The organism is Kocuria sp. CPCC 205235, assembly GCF_040980905.1.
GTDB classification, from domain to species: domain Bacteria; phylum Actinomycetota; class Actinomycetes; order Actinomycetales; family Micrococcaceae; genus Kocuria; species Kocuria carniphila.
The window spans coordinates 1-503 of the sequence record NZ_JAVKPR010000112.1; the positions used below are offsets into that span (position 1 = coordinate 1).

A 503-nucleotide genomic window follows, 5' to 3' on the forward strand; every position below is an offset into this window, starting at 1 on the left:
GTACGCGATCAACACCTCACCGTGGCCCAGGCCGCCACCCGCTACGGCGTCTCCCGGCAATGGGTCTACACCCTGCTAGCCCGTTACGACGCTCACGGGGTGGACGGACTGGCCCCGGGTTCTCGAGCCCCACGCTCTTCACCCGGGGCCCTACCAGCGGCGTTGGTAGAACAAATCATTGCCGTGCGCCAAGAACTCACCGCCCAAGGCGCTGACGCCGGGCCGCTCACCATCGCGTGGCACCTAGAACAAGCCGGATACCGAGTGCCCTCAGATTCCACGATCCGGCGCGTGCTCCACCGAGCCGGGCTTATCACCCCGGCACCGGGTAAACGACCGAGATCCACCTACATCCGCTTCCAAGCCCAGGCGCCGAACGAATGCTGGCAAGCCGATATCACCCACTGGTTCCTGGCCACCGGCGCCCGGGTGGAGATCCTGGACTTCCTCGACGATCACTCCCGCTACCTACTGCACCTACGCACCCAATTAGCGTTTACCGG

Annotated in this window: 1 protein-coding gene; it reads left to right on the top strand. The window is 65.0% G+C overall.

The annotated features are described in order from the left end of the window. A partial coding sequence (locus RF638_RS16245; RefSeq protein ID WP_368842490.1) for a helix-turn-helix domain-containing protein occupies nucleotides 1-503 on the top strand: 503 nt, incomplete at both ends.